Annotated in this window: 13 protein-coding genes and 1 other RNA gene; 4 read left to right on the top strand and 10 right to left on the bottom strand. The window is 59.6% G+C overall.

Going from position 1 to position 16,696, the window contains the following annotated elements; translation table 11 throughout:
* Window positions 1-115 precede the first annotated feature (115 nt).
* The gene (locus tag ACESWY_RS06650; protein WP_035138013.1) at window positions 116-1,399 is read right to left on the bottom strand and encodes an O-acetylhomoserine aminocarboxypropyltransferase/cysteine synthase family protein; all 1,284 of its coding nucleotides are present in this window, start codon (window positions 1,397-1,399) and stop codon (window positions 116-118) included.
* A 230-nt stretch (window positions 1,400-1,629) separates the two neighbouring features.
* On the opposite strand from ACESWY_RS06650, the gene ACESWY_RS06645 reads away from it, so the two are divergent.
* Entirely contained in the window at window positions 1,630-2,076 is a 447-nt protein-coding gene (locus ACESWY_RS06645) for a C-GCAxxG-C-C family protein (RefSeq protein WP_229055579.1), read from the top strand.
* Window positions 2,077-2,143: 67 nt separating this feature from the next.
* On the opposite strand, the gene ACESWY_RS06640 is transcribed toward ACESWY_RS06645, so the two are convergent.
* From ACESWY_RS06640 to rpsA, 3 genes are all read right to left on the bottom strand, one after another.
* Window positions 2,144-2,782, bottom strand: coding sequence for a YigZ family protein (locus ACESWY_RS06640; RefSeq protein ID WP_196031896.1), 639 nt, complete (start codon window positions 2,780-2,782; stop codon window positions 2,144-2,146).
* A 331-nt stretch (window positions 2,783-3,113) separates the two neighbouring features.
* Window positions 3,114-3,475, bottom strand: an RNA gene (gene rnpB, locus ACESWY_RS06635) — RNase P RNA component class A.
* Between the two features lie 325 nt (window positions 3,476-3,800).
* Window positions 3,801-4,967: a 30S ribosomal protein S1 gene (gene rpsA / locus ACESWY_RS06630; protein ID WP_022095232.1), complete on the bottom strand. Its 1,167-nt coding sequence runs from the start codon at window positions 4,965-4,967 to the stop codon at window positions 3,801-3,803.
* Window positions 4,968-5,282: 315 nt separating this feature from the next.
* On the opposite strand from rpsA, the gene ACESWY_RS06625 reads away from it, so the two are divergent.
* Entirely contained in the window at window positions 5,283-6,041 is a 759-nt protein-coding gene (locus ACESWY_RS06625) for an HAD family hydrolase (RefSeq protein WP_373093718.1), read from the top strand.
* Here ACESWY_RS06625 and ACESWY_RS06620 read toward each other — a convergent pair.
* On the bottom strand, window positions 6,038-7,357 hold the full coding sequence (locus ACESWY_RS06620; RefSeq protein ID WP_373093716.1) for an L-cysteine desulfidase family protein: 1,320 nt from the start codon (window positions 7,355-7,357) through the stop codon (window positions 6,038-6,040). The two genes, ACESWY_RS06625 and ACESWY_RS06620, sit on opposite strands and share 4 nt — an antisense overlap.
* 270 nt (window positions 7,358-7,627) lie before the next feature.
* Here ACESWY_RS06620 and rpiB point away from each other — a divergent pair, with 270 nt between their 5' ends.
* The gene (rpiB, locus tag ACESWY_RS06615; RefSeq protein WP_373093714.1) at window positions 7,628-8,095 is read left to right on the top strand and encodes a ribose 5-phosphate isomerase B; all 468 of its coding nucleotides are present in this window, start codon (window positions 7,628-7,630) and stop codon (window positions 8,093-8,095) included.
* 151 nt (window positions 8,096-8,246) lie between these two features.
* Here rpiB and ndk read toward each other — a convergent pair whose 3' ends face one another.
* The 4 genes from ndk to ACESWY_RS06595 all read right to left on the bottom strand — a co-directional run bounded on the left by ndk (window position 8,247) and on the right by ACESWY_RS06595 (window position 12,215).
* Window positions 8,247-8,651 carry a nucleoside-diphosphate kinase gene (gene ndk, locus ACESWY_RS06610; protein WP_055251725.1) on the bottom strand — a complete coding sequence of 135 codons (405 nt, stop codon included), beginning with the start codon at window positions 8,649-8,651 and terminating at the stop codon, window positions 8,247-8,249.
* 384 nt (window positions 8,652-9,035) lie between these two features.
* On the bottom strand, window positions 9,036-10,466 hold the full coding sequence (argH, locus tag ACESWY_RS06605; protein WP_373093711.1) for an argininosuccinate lyase: 1,431 nt from the start codon (window positions 10,464-10,466) through the stop codon (window positions 9,036-9,038).
* A 118-nt stretch (window positions 10,467-10,584) separates the two neighbouring features.
* Window positions 10,585-10,755: a hypothetical protein gene (locus tag ACESWY_RS06600; RefSeq protein ID WP_161144721.1), complete on the bottom strand. Its 171-nt coding sequence runs from the start codon at window positions 10,753-10,755 to the stop codon at window positions 10,585-10,587.
* A 233-nt stretch (window positions 10,756-10,988) separates the two neighbouring features.
* Entirely contained in the window at window positions 10,989-12,215 is a 1,227-nt protein-coding gene (locus tag ACESWY_RS06595; protein ID WP_035138001.1) for an argininosuccinate synthase, read from the bottom strand.
* A 554-nt stretch (window positions 12,216-12,769) separates the two neighbouring features.
* Here ACESWY_RS06595 and ACESWY_RS06590 point away from each other — a divergent pair.
* Window positions 12,770-13,597 (top strand): Cof-type HAD-IIB family hydrolase, encoded by an 828-nt coding sequence (locus ACESWY_RS06590; RefSeq protein WP_117746767.1) that lies wholly within the window; start codon window positions 12,770-12,772, stop codon window positions 13,595-13,597.
* Between the two features lie 274 nt (window positions 13,598-13,871).
* On the opposite strand, the gene polA is transcribed toward ACESWY_RS06590, so the two are convergent.
* Window positions 13,872-16,622 (bottom strand): DNA polymerase I, encoded by a 2,751-nt coding sequence (polA, locus tag ACESWY_RS06585; RefSeq protein ID WP_373093709.1) that lies wholly within the window; start codon window positions 16,620-16,622, stop codon window positions 13,872-13,874.
* Window positions 16,623-16,696 lie beyond the last annotated feature (74 nt).

Below are 16,696 nucleotides of genomic sequence, written 5' to 3'. Positions count from 1 at the left end.
AAAAAACGGGGCCCCGATCGCCTGCAAACAGCCGCGATTGGGGTCCCGCCTACGGAATCGGAACGAAAGGTCACCGAAGCTTTCTGCCAGCATCGGCACCTTGTACGGAGCTAGCCTAGCACTGCTCGAGTGCCTGCTCAAGGTCGGCAATCAGATCGGCCGTGTCCTCGAGGCCGCACGACAGGCGCACCATGTCGGCGGAGATGCCACAGGCGATGAGCTCCTCATCGTTCATCTGGCGGTGCGTAGCGTTAGCGGGATGCAGGCAGCAGGTGCGGGCGTCGGCCACATGCGTGGCGATCTGGGCGAGCTTGAGGCTCTTCATAAAGGTCTCGGCCGCCGCGCGACCACCATTAAAGCCAAAGCTCACAACGCCGCAGGTACCGTTTGGCATGTACTTCTGAGCGAGGTCATAGTACTTGTCGCCCTCCAGGCCCGGATAGCTCACGAAGCGCACCTTGGGATGGCTCTGCAGGAACTTGGCAACGGCCAGGCCGTTCTCGCAATGACGCGGCATGCGCACATGCAGGCTCTCGAGCGAGCTGTTCAAGAAGAACGCCGCCTGCGGGTTCTGCATGGGGCCAAGATCGCGCATGAGCTGCGCGGTGGCCTTGGTAATGAAGGCGCCCTCGCGACCGAACTTCTCGGCATAGGTCACGCCATGGTAGCTCTCGTCAGGCGTGGTGAGACCCGGGAACTTGTCCGCATGGGCCATCCAGTCAAACTGGCCGTGGTCGACGATCACGCCGCCCAGGTAGGCAGCATGTCCATCCATGTACTTGGTGGTGGAGTGCGTAACGATGTCGGCGCCCCACTCAAAGGGACGGCACATCACGGGCGTCGGGAAGGTGTTGTCGACCATCAACGGCACACCGTGGTCATGTGCGGCCTTGGCAAAGCGCTCAATATCGAGCACGGCAAGGGCGGGGTTTGCGATCGTCTCGCCAAAGACGAGCTTTGTGTTGGGCTGGAAGGCTGCCTCGAGCTCCTCATCGGTGCAGTCGGGGGCAACGAACGTGCAGGTCAAGCCCATGCGACCCATGGTGTGGGCGAGCAGGTTATACGTACCGCCGTAAATGGCAGAGCTTGCGACCACGTGATCGCCGGCACCGGCAACGTTAAAGATCGCGAGGAAGTTCGCAGCCATGCCCGAACTCGTGAGCATCGCTGCGGTGCCGCCCTCCATCTCGCAGATCTTGGCGGCAACCAAATCGCACGTGGGGTTCTGCAGACGGCTGTAGAAGTAGCCAGACTCCTCCAGGTCAAACAGCTTGCCCATGTGCTCCGACGTGTCGTACTTCCACGTGGTGGACTGGTAGATGGGCACCTGGCGCGGCTCCGCATCTCCCGGGTGATAGCCGCCCTGAACACATGTAGTACCGATAGTCTGCTCGCTCATATCTAGCTCCCTTACCTGGGTTACGTTTTATTCGGTTCACGATACCGCTACCCTGCACCCCTCTCAACCCATCCCCAAGGTAGGTTATGGGACAAATTGATTAGGGGTATTTATCTCAAGCCTTGGGCATTTGCTCGATAGATAAAAATGAGGCATACATGAAGCTCTCGATGATTACATGCCCCGTCACGGGTACCATAGGCGGGTACACCGTGACCAAGGAGACAACGATGAAGCAGATCGATACCACCCAGCTCGACACCGCCGCCTGCCAGGCTCAGGCTGCCGAATACCACGCCCGCGGCTTTAACTGCGCACAGGCCGTTGCCTGCACGCTCGCACCTGCCGTCGGGCTCGACCCCCAGACCGCCTTTACCCTCACCGAGGGCTTTGGCGCCGGCATGGGTGGCATGACCGAGACCTGCGGCGCCATCTCGGGCGCCGTGGCCATCATGGGCTTTGTAATGAGCGACGGCATGGAAAACCCCAAGACCAAAGGCCAGACCTACAAGCTGTCGCGCGAGATTGCCAAGCGATTTGGCGAGAAGAACACGACGACCGTCTGCGGCACGCTCAAGGGCATCGGATCGGATAAAGGTCCGCTCCGCAGCTGCCCCGGCTGCATCGACGATGCCGTCGAGATCGCCTGCGATGTGCTAAAGCAGCTCGCCGAGTAAACGGCAGCAACATAAAACGACGGCCGGCGCGTTTGGGATCCATCCAAAAGAACGCCGGCCGTCGTCGTTAGAACTCGGCAAACTCGGGAGCGCCGACCTCGATCTCCTCGCGCCCCGCCATAAGCTCGCGCATCTTAACGCAAAACGACTCCTGCTCCCCTGCCTTAAACACAAAATGAAGTGTCACGGCATCCGCGAAATCGGTATCCGAAACCTTGGCACCCGAATCCTGCGCCAAACGAAGCACCTGCTCATACTGCGGATAGGCCACATGCACGTCAACCGGCACGACGCTTGTCATCTCAACGATCTGCCCTGCCTCCTGAGCCGCGGCCACCGCCGCCTGCGTCGCCGCGGTATAGGCGCGTACCAAGCCACCAGGCCCCAACAACGTGCCACCAAAATAGCGCGTCACTACGCAGCAAACATTTTTGAGCCCCGCGCCGCGCAGCACCTCGAGCGTCGGCATACCGCTCGTGCGGCTCGGCTCACCGTCATCGCTCTGGCGTTCGCGTCCATCGACCAAAATCCACGCGGGAACATTGTGTCGAGCGTCGTAATGACGCTTGCGAACCATCTCGATAAAGGCATTCGCCTCATCCTCGGACTCAATATGGACCAGCTGGGCAATAAACCGGCTCTTGCGGTCCACAAACTCGCCCGAAGCCTCAATATTCGACTGCAGAGTAAAATAGCTGTCCAACAAAGCCCCTCAACAACAAGCAAAGCAACAAACAGCCTCAATAATACGGCAGAAACCGTACCGTTGCCCTCGCCAACAAGAACGGAAACGCCAATGATGCCGTCGCCAACAGCGAGACGGCGTCAGCTGAGTCGATTTGGCCCGAAAGAGGAGGGAGCACGCCTTATGGCGGCGACCGACGAATGAGCGCCAAATCGGCCAGCTGACGCCGTCGAAAGCGAGAACCCGTCAGCGCGAGCAAGGTGCCTTGAAAGACGAGGGCATTGACCTTATGGTCATGCCCGAAGGCTTGAAAGGCAGATTGCCGCGCTGACGGGTTCGCAGCGTCAACAAAGTGCTGAGTGGGCCTATAAGCCGGGTTCTGTCGTGAACGGTCATTTATCTTGTCTGCACGTTACCGTGCAGCTCCACGCACGCTACCCGAACGCGGACCGGGCCGGCCCATAGCGTTCCTATTCGCGCTTGCTCCGGATGGGGCTTGCCAAGCCGCCGTGTTACCACGACGCTGGTGGTCTCTTACACCACCGTTTCAGCTTTTCCCTTTACGCCTTGCGGCGCAGGTGGGAGTCTTCTTTTCTGCGGCGCTTTCCGTCGGATCACTCCGCCCGGCCGTTAGCCGGCATCCCGCCCTCTGGAGCCCGGACTTTCCTCACGCGTGCTGCAAGCAGCACATCGCGCGACCGTCTGGCCCACTCAGCAGTGCAAGAGTGTAACACACCGTTGCCGCAGGCAATGGCACAACGCAAACGCTCGACACGATATACCAAGAACCGCCATGCGCTACAATGATCCTGTCGATGGGCAACGTCGTCAGTCGAGACGCGACCGCGCTCCGCACCCCTCCGTCTACTCGGTGTGTTCCCGCCTCCTCCCCGAGGCGGGATGTCGGCATTTTTTCATGCGCCGACAACCAAATAGCCCGTGGCCAGCCTGGGCAGCACCGCGCACCTCTACAGAAAATGCAAAAAGGGACCCGTCCATTGCGGACGGATCCCTTAATACAAGTGATCGTCAAACCGATTTACTCGGCGTCGGTCTCCTCGTCCTTCTTCTCGGAAGGCAGCGGGGTAACCTCGATCTCGACGCCCAGAGTCTCAGCAGCGGACTTCATGGACAGGGAGATACGACGACGGTCGAGGTCGATCTCCATGACCTTGACCTGAACCTTGTCGCCCACGTGGGTGACCTGAGAAGGCTGGTCGACGTGCTTGTTGGCCATCTCGGAGATGTGCACCAGGCCCTCGATGCCCTCGCCCAGGTCGACGAAAGCGCCGAACGGGACAAGCTTGGTCACAGTGCCCTCGACGATAGCGCCGACGGGGTACTTCTTGACCAGTGCGCGCCACGGATCCTCGGTGGTCTGCTTGAGACCCAGGGAGATGCGCTCGCGGTTGAGATCGACGTCGAGAACCTCGACCTCGACCTCCTGGCCGACCTTGACAACCTCGGAAGGATGGTTGACGTGGTTCCAGGAAAGCTCGGAGATGTGGATGAGGCCGTCGATACCGCCGAGGTCGACGAAGGCGCCGAAGTCGACGATGGAGGAAACGGTGCCCTGGAGACGCATGCCAGACTTGAGCTTGGACAGGATCTCGGAGCGCTCGGCCTTACGGGACTCCTCGAGCACGACGCGACGGGAGAGGACGACGTTGTTGCGGTTGCGGTCCATCTCGATGACGCGGGCCTCGATGCGGGTGCCCATGTAGGAGGTGAGGTCCTTGACACGACGGAGGTCGACGAGGGAAGCAGGCAGGAAACCGCGCAGGCCGATGTCGAGGATCAGGCCGCCCTTGACAACCTCGATAACCTCGCCCTCGACGTTCTCGCCGGAGTTGAACTTCTCCTCGATGCGGTTCCAAGCACGCTCGTACTCGGCACGCTTCTTGGACAGGACCAGACGACCGTCCTTGTCCTCCTTCTGGAGAACCAGAGCCTCGATGGGATCACCGAGTGCAACGATGTCTGCAGGGTTAGCGTCCTTGCGGATGGACAGCTCGCGGACCGGGATAACGCCCTCGGACTTGAATCCGATGTCAACGAGCACCTCGTCATGCTCGATCTTAACGACAGTGCCGTTAACGAGATCGCCCTCATCAAAGTCGGTAATCGTACCGTCGATGAGGTTGTTCATTTCCTCCTCATTGACATCGTCAAGAGAGAAAATGGACGAGTTCTGAATCTCACTCAAAGGTGGACCCCTTTCGAACTACGGGGCCCCGATTGCTAGGACCTACAGAAGGGTGCGACAAGCACACAACGTTTAGGAACACTCGGGAGCCGACAGATACTAATGTGACGCTTATGCAATCACGTTCGTATAGGTTACGGGGAAATGAGTTCGATTTCAAGCGTGAACTGCGATTTTTTACTCGTGTGGAGACTTTTTCGTAATCTTATGAACACACGTCTCCACAACTTGACGATAACCAGCCAGGCATTTGGCTTTGGGGTAAAGTATCCGGAGCCAACGACTCTAGATCAAATTTACGAGAAAGGTGCCCGCGTGCTCAAAGCAGTCGTTTTCGATATGGACGAGACGCTTCTTAGCATCAACCTCAACGCGTTCATCCTTCGCTATTTTAAGGATGTCTCATCGATGCTCGCGGATATCGGGCGCCGCAGCCGCGGTGGCACGATGGCACGTCTCGGCACCATCTTGGTCGACCTCAACGCCAATCGCCGCAGCGGCACGGACAATCGCACCAATCTTGAGTTTTACCGCACCGAGGTCGAGCGCAGGTGCGGTATCTGCCTCTCCGATCCCATCATCCACGAGGCGTTTACCTACTACGACCGCGAAGTTCTTCCGTACAAGAACGACGATGTCATTAACGCCCACGCCATGCCGGGCGCACACGCCGCGCTCCAGGCCGTACAGGACGCAGGGCTGCGTTGCGCGCTCTTTACCAACCCCAGCTTTCCCCAGGGGGCCATCGAGTGCCGCATGGGTTGGGGCGACCTGGCCGACGCCCCCTTTGAGCTCGTCACGCACATGGGAAACACCACCCGCTGCAAGCCCGATGCCACCTACTATCTAGAGCAGCTTCAGGTGATGGGGCTCGAGCCGCACGAGGTCCTTATGGTGGGCAACGATCCCAAACGCGACTTCCCGTCCCCTGATTGCGGCATCCAAACCGCCTTTGTGGGCCAGGGCAAGCCCAGCCGAGCCACCTGGTGCGGAACCATGGAAGACTTCGCCCGCGACTTTAACGCCGTAGTAGAAGCCTTCTACGAACACCAAGTAGCCGACGAACTGTCTTAACAGACCTGGGTTTTGCCGATCATGATGTTGAGGATCTCGACGTCGGTATCTTTCATACCCACACGGCCTACGTAGCCCATACTGGCGATTGTCTGCTCAACGGTATCCTGGATCAGGCCCTCGCCGGCACGGAAGCCGCGGCCCTGCATGGCCATATCGTGGCCCAGAATCGCTGCATCGACGGCAGCCGAGATCTTGGCGGCACAGCTCGCCTTGGCGCCATCGCACACGATGCCGCCCACGTTGCCAAGCGTATTCGATACCGTCGCGCCAATCTGCTCGCGCGTACCACCGCACAGCCAGGTAATGGCTGCGCCGGCACCGCACGCGGCGCAAATCGCACCGCAAAACGCCGAGAGCGCACCAATATAGCTCTTGATATGCACGGCGATAAGATCGGACAGCATCACGGCGCGCACCAGGCGCTCGTGGTCGCAGCGCAGGTACTCGGCATACTCCATGACGGGCAATGCGCAGGTAATGCCTTGATTACCCGAGCCGCACACAATGGCGACCGGCAGCGCGCAACCGTTCATGCGGGCGTCGGATCCGGCGGCCGCACGGGCGCGGGCACGGCAGGCGACGTCATCGGCACGAGCACCCAGCAGCGTGCGGCCCACCTCGGCGCCCCAAGCGTGCGCGAGGCCCTCGGCACTGATCGCGCCATTCAGCTCAATCTGACGCTCAACGGCAGCGCGGGCGTCCTCAATGTCGCCGTCCTCAATAAAGTCGATGATGGACTCAATCGACATGGGCGTGTCGGCCTTATCCGCCGCCCGCTCGGCAACCACGCGCTCGGCGCAGGCGGCACACTCCCCCGCCGACTTGCCGCATACCGGAATACCGTCGAGCGTATGGCACGTGACATTGGTGTGGTGATCGGTAATCTCGACGACCGCGGTATGGCCCCCGGCCGTGGCAGTCACCTTGATGTAGAGGTTGGGCACACCCTCGACAAGCGACACATCGCAGTAGCCGGCGTCGGCGAGAAGCTCGGCCACACGCGCACAGTCTTCATCGTTAACGCTCTCGAGCACCTCGAGAGCGCTCTTAGCGTCGCCACCCACGGCACCCAGCACGGCTGCCGCCTCAATACCGTGCATACCACCCGAGTTGGGCACGGTCACGCTCTTAACGTTCTTGATGATGTTGCCCGAGCAGGCAACGTCCATATGATCGGGCTCGCAACCGAGCGTCTGGCTCGCCAGTGCCGCTGCATAGGCAACGGCAATGGGCTCGGTGCAGCCGAGCGCACAGACAAGCTCGCGGTTCAAAACATCGCAAAACGCGGCATCACGAAGGGAATCGGTAGGCATAGGTATCTCCTACTTGTATAACGGACTGGGTCTCGAAAATAATTAGCTCTTTTATTTGATAACAATGCATCAAAAACCGCAACCATGGTTCCGGCGGACGGCGCTCAAGCACAAATTGGCGGCATTATTCATGAGAAGCCGATCTTGTAGCATGCTAAAGCGTTTGACCAAAAAACGCCCGAGCGTTTACGCAAGAGTCGCGTTATCATGCAGTCGAACGCGGTAAACACCTTTAGCACTTGCGCCGCACAGACCAGAAAGGAACCATCCATGAAGATCGGTATCGGTAACGACCACGCCGCCGTCGAGCTCAAGAACATCATCTCCGAGCACCTGAAGGAGCGCGGCTACGAGGTCGTGAACTTTGGCACCGACACCTCCGAGAGCTTTGACTACCCCATCGCCGGCTACAAAGTGGGTAAGGCCGTTGCCAACGGCGACGTCGACCTAGGCATCCTGATCTGCGGCACCGGCGTCGGTATCAGCCTGGCTGCCAACAAGGTAGAGGGCGTGCGCGCCGTCGTGTGCTCCGAGCCCTTCAGTGCCAAGCTCTCCCGCATGCACAACAACACCAACGTGCTCGCCTTTGGCGCCCGCGTCGTGGGCTCCGAGCTCGCCAAGATGATTGTCGACGAGTGGCTCGACGCCGAGTTTGAGGGCGGCCGCCACGAGCGTCGCGTCAATCTCCTCAACGAGATCGACCACACGCGCGGCCTCAAGGTCGTCGACGAGGCCTAAACCACTCAGTCCCACAAGCTAACAGCAGGGGCCCGCTCGGAACACATGCCCGAGCGGGCCCCTTCATAGATTCTGGAATAAAAGGGCGCCGCGGATGGAGTTCCGCGGCGCCCAAGCCACACGCTAACAGCTTTAAGGAGTCAAAGCTGGTTTAGCCAAAGAAGCGCTTGATCTCGATCTCGGCGTTCTCCAGGCAGTCGGAGCCGTGAATCACGTTGGCGTTGACATCGACAGCGAAATCGCCGCGAATGGTGCCGGGAGCAGCGTCAAGCGGGTTGGTAGCGCCCATGAGAGTGCGCATCTTGGAGACAGCGGAGAGACCGGAAACGACCATCTTGACGACCGGACCGCTCGTCATAAAGTCACAGAGACCGCCAAAGAAGGGCTTGTCGGCCAGATGGGCGTAGTGCTCCTCGACGGTAGCGCGCTCGAGCGTGGTCATCTCCATGCGCTCGATGACAAGGCCGCTGCGCTCAATGCGAGCAACAATCTCGCCGATCTTGCGGTCGCGCACGGCGTCGGGCTTAATCATGATGAAGGTCTTCTCGATAGCCATAAGGTAGCCTTTCAAGTAGGTTCGCGCGTGCCCAAGTCCCATTCCGGCACCCGCCTGGACTGCATCGTAACAGAGTTTTAGCTGCAGTTAAACAAAAAGCTGTTTATTGAAACGTTGTAATTTATTGAAGCGTTCCATATGTGTCACTTCTGTTTCGAAGCCCGATTAGAGTACCATCCGACTGTCCATCAACCGCACCGAGCAGAGCAGACGGTCGATTGCCGCCCGCGAACGTATCCCCTTCACAACCTGCCCAAAGGTCCTACAGAAGTTCTCGACAAGCCCCTCCCCCATAGCAACAAAATACGGACGCCCACATCAGCAGGCGCCCGTAAAGCGAAACCGATTTATCAATACATGGCCAAAACGGCTTCAGCCAAACCCCTACTTTGCCCCGTGACCCATCTCGACGACCTTGGTCAGCGATCCAAACACGCCTTCGTCGGCCACGAGCTGTGCCTCGGCGCGCTCAAGCTGCACGGCAACGGCGGCAGGAGCGGTACCGCCCTCGGTCGTGCGCGCGGCGACAATCGAGGGGATGTCGAGCGCCTCGGTAATATCGTGCTCAAAGAGCGGGCTTGCCTCCTGGAACACCTCAAACGGCAGGTCTTCAAGATTGCAGCCGCGCTTCTCGCACATCAGGACCAGATGGCCCACCACGGCATGCGCCTCACGGAACGGCAGGCCACGCTTGGCCAGGTAATCGGCAACATCGGTAGCGGCAAGGTGCCCCACGCCGCACTCGCGCGCCATGGCATCCTCGTTGACGGTCCAAGTCGAAATCATACCGGCCATAACCGACAGGCACTGTATGAGCGTGTGAGCGGTATCGAGCGCGCCCTCCTTGTCCTCCTGCAAGTCCTTGTTGTAAGCAAGCGGCAGACCCTTCATGGTCACGAGCAGCTGCACCAGGTTGCCATACACACGGCCGCTCTTGCCGCGAATAAGCTCGGCAAAGTCAGGATTCTTCTTCTGCGGCATGATGGACGAGCCGGTGGAGTACGAGTCGGAAAGCGTGATAAAGCCAAATTCTGAGCTCGACCACAGCACGATCTCCTCGGAAAGACGCGACAGGTGCATGGCCATGACGGAGCCGGCGTAATGCAGATCGAGCAGGAAATCACGGTCGGAAACCGCATCGAGCGAGTTGGGAATCACACCCGCAAAGCCAAGTTCGGCAGCCGTCATCTGACGATCAAGCGGATAGCTCGTACCGGCAAGCGCGGCAGCGCCCAGCGGGCAGTTGTCGGCGGCATCAAAGGCGGCCTTCAGGCGTGTAAAGTCGCGCGCGAACATCCAGGAATACGCCAGCAGATGATGCGACAGCAGCACGGGCTGAGCATGCTGCATGTGCGTGTAGCCCGGCAGAATCACCTTGTCGTACTTCTTGGCCGCATCCACCAGCACGTGACGCAGCTCAAGATTGGCCTCCATGAGCTCCTTGGCCAGCGCCTTGACGCCCAGGTGCGTATCGGTCGCCACCTGGTCGTTGCGCGAACGCCCGGTATGCAAGCGCTTACCGGCCTCGCCGATGCGGCGCGTCAGCTCGCTCTCGATGGACATATGAATGTCCTCGTCGTTGATATCAAAGGTGAAGTTGCCGGCATCGATATCCTGCTCGATTCCGGTCAGGCCCTTGGCAATCGCCTGCTCGTCCTCGGCACTGATGATGCCCTGGGCGGCCAACATCTTGGCATGCGCCTTAGAGCCGGCGATATCCTGCTTATAGAGATGTTTGTCGACCGGCAGCGACGCGCCAAACTCCTGCGTGACCTCGGCCACGCCCGCCTCAAAACGACCGCCCCAAAGAGCCATGGAACCGTCTCCTTTCTCCAAATACCAAAACAAGCGTCCAAAGCAATGTGCCCTGTCGCTAAAGCGATTTATCAACCGCTAGTTTTACACACTCCCTGCCGCGCGCGGGGCCATGTGGCTAATTTGCAAAGAAGTGACGCACCATGCACTTGGCGCCCAACGTCTCCCTCCGGATGTTGCCCTGCGAACCATCGATCCAGGCCTTCAGGCTCATAGGAACGTCCTCGACCCTTACAGCATCGAACTCGGGCGCGAGGGCAAGCAAAGCATGCGCGATAGCATTGAACATAATGGATACTCCTCATATATATAGGCACAGAGCCGCCAAATTGATAGAAGGAGCCCCGCCGGACAACCCCGGCGGGGCTCGGACTCAGCCGCAGACGCGGCATCATATATGCGGGCGGAACGTAGGGGCCACCGATGTTAAGAAGTGTCAGCAAGCATAACGAAAGGTAGGGACCCCGTGCGCCCGTTATGTATCACGCGGATGGGCCGCGCGGATACCAAGGGAAGGAGGCGCTAGGCCTGGGCGGCAGCAGAGCTGGGGCCCTGGACCTTTGCCCACGTCTTGAGCGACAGCGTATCGATCTCGATAAAGCCGGCGCTGGCCTTCTCGTCAAACGTGGTGTCGCGGTCGTAGGTAGCCAGACCGTAGTCGTAGAGGCTGAAGGGGCTCTTGCGGCCGACGACATGGCAGTTGCCCTTAAAGAACTTCAGACGGACAGTGCCGGTCACGAACTTCTGGGTATCGGCCATAAAGGCATCGAGCGCGTTTTTGAGCGGGCTGTACCACTGGCCGTTGTACACGGCGGTGGCCCAATCCTGCTCGAGCTTGATCTTGGTCTTGAGCAGGTCGCCCTCGACGCAGATGTCCTCGAGCGCCTTGTGGGCGGTGATGAGCGTCAGGGCTCCGGGAACCTCATAGCACTCGCGGCTCTTAAGACCCACCAGGCGATCCTCGACCAGGTCAAGACGGCCAAAGCCGTTGTCGCCCGAAATCTTGTTGAGGGCGATGACGATCTCGGAGAGCTTCATCTTCTTGCCGTCGACGGCGACGGGCTTGCCGGCCTCAAACTCGATCTCGGTATAGGTCGGGGTGTCAGGCGTGTCCTCGGGGTTCTTGGTCATAACCCAAGCGTCATCGAGCGGCTCATTCCAAGGGTCCTCCAGGTGACCGCACTCGATGGCGCGACCCCACAGGTTGTCGTCGATGGAATAGGGGTTGTCGTTGGCACCCTCGGGAACCGGCACGTTGTGGGCGTGTGCGTAGGCGACCTCGTCCGGACGGCACTTCAGATCCCACTCGCGAACCGGGGCGATAACCTTAAGCTCGGGGTCGAGGGCCTTGACGGCAGCCTCAAAACGAACCTGGTCGTTACCCTTGCCAGTGCAGCCGTGGGCGACGTAGGTCGCGCCAAACTCGTGAGCAACCTCGACAAGCTTCTTGGCGAGCAGCGGGCGGGACAGGGCGGAGAGCAGCGGGTACTTGTTCTCGTACATGGAGTTTGCGGCGATGGCCTTAGTCAGGAACTCATCGGAGAACTCGTCGCGCAGGTCGAGCACCTGGCAATCGAGAACGCCCAGGTCGAGGGCCTTCTGCTTCTTGGCGTCCAGGCCGGTCTCCTCCTGGCCCACATTGCCGCAGACACAAACGACATCGAGATTCTTCTCGTCCTGGAGCCACTTGACACATACGGATGTATCAAGACCACCGGAATATGCGAGAACGACTTTTTCCTTGCTCATGGCTGTTTCCTTTCGCCCTTGGTAGCTAGTTAGAACATCGGTCAGTTGCAAGTCACCTTGAGGTCAAAAACCGTGCAATATCAGGTTATTCAGCAGAATGCATCACAGGCATGCCCTAGAAACATGCGGCTATGTCGCGCTTAAACCCAACGACCTCAAAATGACTCTGTTGAGGCATTGCGCCCCATGCGGACAGAGACGATTGTTATCGTCGTCGGGAAATTGCGCGCTGGCGTCGGATGGCATTGTCTGCAGTAGTGATGATCTTTACGAACTGCATCTGCCTCTCCTTTCACGTATCGCCGGGCGCAATTCAAATATCGCAAACGGTACCTTTTCCTCGGTAAGCGGCTCTTTTGCCATCTCCGTTTTCGATGTTCGCTATATTACGATAAAGTGCACGCTGCGCAAGCGACAAATTCAAATTTCTGAAAAGTTTTTTCATTAGTTTGTGAATTGCAGTGCAAATACGCACCATTCCTGCGAAAATACGCTCGACTACTAGTTGATGGTTATAACGTCTGAAACAATCTCGAAACGAAAGGCGCTTTTTTATGCAAACTTACGAATCGGACGCCAACATCGGCAACATTAAGATTCTCGCCGTCGATATGGACAAGACGCTGCTGACCGACGAGCGTGTGCTGCCCCAGGGTCTTGATGAGCGCCTGGACAAGCTCGCCGACGCCGGCATCGTATTCTGCCCCGCCAGCGGACGTCCCGCCCCCAAGCTCGAGGAGATGTTCGAGGGCATCAAGAACCGCCTCGCCTTTTGTCCCGACAACGGAGCGTGCGTGATCTATCGCGGCAGCTATATCTATAAGAGCAATATCGACGTGGAGCTGTATCAGCAGGTCTTGAACCGTGCCTCGGAGGATCCTCGCGCTGTCCCCGTCCTGTGCTGCTTCGACGAGTTCTACGTGCTTGCCCGCGACCATCAATACCACGACGAGATCAGCGTCTACTACAACACAATCAACTACGTCGACAGCTTTGAGGGCATTGATTTCGAGTCCAACAAGATTTCGGTCTTCTTCCCCGGCTACGACGCCGAGCCCGCTTTCCGCGAGACCTATAGCCCCGAGTTCTCGGACAAGCTCTACGTCACCAACGCCGGGCGCGAGTGGATCGACTTTATGAACCTGGGCGTCGACAAGGGCGCCGGCGTCGCGCACCTGTGCGAGCACCTGGGCATCGATATTGCCGATGCTGCCGCCGTGGGTGATACCTACAACGACATCCCCATGCTGGAGCGCGTCGGTCACAGCTTTATCGTGGACAACGCCGAGGAGCATATGAACGCGCACGCCAAGTGGCGCATTCCGAGCAACAACGACGGGGGCGTACTGACGCTCATCGACGCCATCTTGGCGGCTCGTTAACGTGGCTCGTCGGACCTGGCCGGGCGAGGCGGGTAAGTTTTTCGTTCGGTCAGGTCCTGGGCTCGCTCGGAAAGCACATTAAGTGCTTTCCGGCTCGTGCGGAATCTACGAAAAACTTACCCGCCTCGCCCGGCCAGGTCCTAGGGTGACTTGCTTGCCGCCTAGATGGCGTCTTGGCGTCTAGATACTTGGCTGAATAATTATGGATGAAGGGAGTTCCTTGCTGAAAGGGACTCCCTTCTGGTTTGGCTGCTTTGGACCTGTGGCTGTTTTTCTATTTCGCGTCGGCCCAGGTTATGCCGGTGCTGGCTTCGGCGATTAGGGGGACGCGGAGGTCTACTACGTGCTCCATGACGTCGCGGACCATGGTGGTTAGGCGCTCGACTTCGTCGATGGGGCACTCAAAGTCCAGTTCGTCGTGCACTTGCAGGATCATGTGAGCGGCAAAATCCTCTTCTTCCAGACGGCGGCTCACGCGGGTCATCGCGATCTTGATGATGTCGGCCGCGGTGCCCTGCATGGGATGGTTCATGGCCGTGCGCTCGCCAAAGCCGCGAAGTTGCGGATTTTTGGCCTTGAGCTCGGGAATATGGCGTCTGCGGCCATACATGGTCTCGGCGTAGCCCGTCTGCTTGGCACGTGCTACCACGTTGTCGAGGAACGTGCGCACGCCCGGGTAGGCCTCGTAGTAGCGGTCGATCATGTCGCGCGCCTCGGCCATCGAGATATGCAGCGACTGCGACAGACCGTAGGCCTGCTGACCATACACGATGCCAAAGTTCACGGCCTTGGCGCGACTGCGCAGGTCGGGCGTTACCTCGGACACCGGCACACCGAACACGCGCGCCGCCGTCTCGGCATGGAAGTCCTCGCCCTCGTTAAAGGCGCGCACCAAGTGCTCGTCACCTGAGAGATGCGCCAGCAGACGCAGCTCGATCTGCGAGTAGTCCACCGCCAAAAAGACGCTTCCCTCGCCTGCCGAAAACGCCGTCTTAACGGTACGACCCAGCTCCGAGCGCGTCGGGATGTTCTGCAGGTTCGGGTCGCTCGAGGACAGACGCCCCGTTGCCGTGATGGTCTGGTTGTACGTAGTGTGTACGCGACCGTCACCACGGCGTAGCGGGCCCAGGGTGTCCAGATAGGTGGACTTGATCTTAGACTTCTCACGCCAGTCCAAGATCAGACGCACGATTTCGTGGTCACGCGCAAGGTCGCTCAGCACCTTGGCGTTGGTCGAATAATAGCCGCGCTTAGTCTTCTTGAGGCCCTTGGTCGGAAGCCCCATCACATCAAAGAGCACATGCGACAGCTGCATGGGACTGCCAATATTAAAGGTCTCGTCACCCGCCAGGTCGCGAATACCGCGCTCAACCTCGGTAATCTGGGTCGCCAGACCCTCGGACAGACTGTGCAGACGGTCGGGGTCCACGAGCATGCCCGCGCGCTCCATCTTGGCAAGTACCGGAACGAGCGGCATCTCGATGCCATCGAACACGTTGGCGGCATTCTCACGGGCCATGCACTCGCGCAACGGTGCCACGAGCGCCAGCGTCAGAGCCGCAGTACGGGCGGCAGGCGCCGGAGCGTCCTCACCAGCACCCTCTGCGCCGCGCGCCGCAGGCAGCGCCATCTGCAGATACGTATCGGCAAGATATGCCTCATCGAACTCGGAGCGATCGGAATCCAGCAGATAGGCAGCGACCACGGTATCGAAGATACGCGTGGAATCGGTAGCGAGCGGATCCATGAGCTCGAGTTCAGAAGAATCGATGGGCGAAAGCTCGTGCAACAACGCCTTCATATCCGGGCTCGCCACGCGGCCCTCCACAAACAGGCGCGCAAGCACGCCGGCAATCACGCCGTGGGCGAAGTTGAAGCCATCGACTACGGCAGTGGTACCGCCGTCGCCCTCCTCGAGCGCGAACAGGCCCTTGGACGTCGCCAACCACAGCGTGCGCGTCAGTCCAAAGAGCGCGCCCTCTTCCTTGTCGTCGTCCACCACGGCGGCGACCCACTCGCCGGCATCAATCGCGCGGGAAACCTCAGCCGCAACGGCACCAAGCGCGTCGGCATCGCCGGCGGCTGCGCGAACCATCGCAGGTATCTCAAACACACTGGAGGCAGCAGCAGCCCCGCCCTCGCCGCCGATCAGCGCCAAGAAACGGTTCTGCATGGCGGTGATACCAAGCGTGCCCAGCGCCGCGGACACTTCGTCGGCAGAAAACGCCGGGAAGGACGTTTCGTCAAAGTCGAGCTCGACGGGCGCATCGGTGCGAATGGTTGCGACCTTGCGGCTCAGCAGCGCATCGTCGATGTGCGCACGCAGGTTCTCGCCCATCTTGCCCTTGACCTCGTCGGCATGCGCGATGACCTCGTCCAAGCTGCCGTACTGTGCGATGAGCGCGCTCGCCTTTTTGGGGCCGATGCCCGGTACGCCGGGAATGTTGTCCGACGTATCGCCCTTTAGACCGTAAAAATCGGGCACGAGCGCCGGCGTAATGCCGTGATACAGGTCGTCCACGCTCTCGGGCGTCATGATCGCCACGTCGGACAGGCCCTTGCGGGTCGAGACCACGTTGACGTGCTCGGTCACGAGTTGATACATGTCGCGGTCGCCGGTCACCAGCAGCATGTCGCAGCCGGCCTCTTCACCCAGGCGCGCCATGGTTCCCAGGATATCGTCGCCTTCCCAGCCCTCGGACTGCAGAATCGGCACGTTGAGCGCGGTGAGCAGCTCCTTGATCATCGGAAACTGCGCATGCAGATCGGGGTCCATGGGCGGGCGTTGCGCCTTATACTGCGGCAGCATCTCCATGCGCACGCGCGGTTTGCCCTTGTCAAACGCCACGACCACACCGTCGGGGTTAAAGGCATCGATCATCTTGAGAAACATGTTCAGAAAGCCAAAGATCGCGTTGGTGGGACGACCGTCCGGCGCGTTCATGGTGGGCGGCACGGCGTGGAAGGCGCGGTGCATGAGCGAGTTGCCGTCGATGACGGCAAAGGTACGGCGCTTGTCAGACATATTGAATACCTCGCTTTGGGCTGGGCACGTTTGCTCACTCCAGTTTACACGCTCCCCGCCCCGCGGCCACTGCA

The organism is Collinsella aerofaciens ATCC 25986 (genome assembly GCF_964237925.1).
GTDB classification, from domain to species: Bacteria; Actinomycetota; Coriobacteriia; order Coriobacteriales; family Coriobacteriaceae; genus Collinsella; species Collinsella aerofaciens_BJ.
Note: the sequence above shows the minus strand (reverse complement) of the source record. Positions and strands in the feature narration are given on the sequence as shown.

What these genes read in the sequence shown, in the direction of transcription:
- ACESWY_RS06650 (WP_035138013.1), bottom strand. Translation starts at nt 1,399, where the DNA reads ATGAGCGAGCAGACTATCGGTACTACATGTGTTCAGGGCGGCTATCAC.
- ACESWY_RS06645 (WP_229055579.1), top strand. Translation starts at nt 1,630, where the DNA reads ATGAAGCAGATCGATACCACCCAGCTCGACACCGCCGCCTGCCAGGCT.
- ACESWY_RS06620 (WP_373093716.1), bottom strand. Translation starts at nt 7,357, where the DNA reads ATGCCTACCGATTCCCTTCGTGATGCCGCGTTTTGCGATGTTTTGAAC.
- rpiB (WP_373093714.1), top strand. Translation starts at nt 7,628, where the DNA reads ATGAAGATCGGTATCGGTAACGACCACGCCGCCGTCGAGCTCAAGAAC.
- ndk (WP_055251725.1), bottom strand. Translation starts at nt 8,651, where the DNA reads ATGGCTATCGAGAAGACCTTCATCATGATTAAGCCCGACGCCGTGCGC.
- argH (WP_373093711.1), bottom strand. Translation starts at nt 10,466, where the DNA reads ATGGCTCTTTGGGGCGGTCGTTTTGAGGCGGGCGTGGCCGAGGTCACG.
- ACESWY_RS06600 (WP_161144721.1), bottom strand. Translation starts at nt 10,755, where the DNA reads ATGTTCAATGCTATCGCGCATGCTTTGCTTGCCCTCGCGCCCGAGTTC.
- ACESWY_RS06595 (WP_035138001.1), bottom strand. Translation starts at nt 12,215, where the DNA reads ATGAGCAAGGAAAAAGTCGTTCTCGCATATTCCGGTGGTCTTGATACA.
- ACESWY_RS06590 (WP_117746767.1), top strand. Translation starts at nt 12,770, where the DNA reads ATGCAAACTTACGAATCGGACGCCAACATCGGCAACATTAAGATTCTC.
- polA (WP_373093709.1), bottom strand. Translation starts at nt 16,622, where the DNA reads ATGTCTGACAAGCGCCGTACCTTTGCCGTCATCGACGGCAACTCGCTC.